Genomic DNA, 271 nt, shown 5'->3' with positions numbered 1-271 from the left:
ACACGCAACATCGTCAAGTCGGTGTGGTGATTACCGGCCACCTCCTGCCCGGGATTGTGGAGATGATCCTGTCCCAGCAGAGAAGCATTGTGATCGCGCTGTTTTTGTCGCTTTTGTTCGGCGTATTGGGCTCATGGCTGCTGGCCAAACACATCAAGCGGCAGATGCTTGATCTGGAACCGCATGAGATGGCTCGTATCCTCAGGGAGCGGACAGCCGCGTTTCACGCCATGCATGAAGGTGTCATCGCAATTGACAATCAAGAGCGAAT

General features: G+C 54.2%; 1 pseudogene. It reads left to right on the top strand.

Annotated features, from left to right (window positions below):
• Positions 1–271, top strand: a pseudogene (locus tag MXD62_RS08685) (histidine kinase); the annotation flags it as partial.

Source organism: Frankia sp. Mgl5 (assembly GCF_023242985.1).
Taxonomy (GTDB): domain Bacteria; phylum Actinomycetota; class Actinomycetes; order Frankiales; family Frankiaceae; genus Parafrankia; species Parafrankia soli.
Note: the sequence above shows the minus strand (reverse complement) of the source record. Positions and strands in the feature narration are given on the sequence as shown.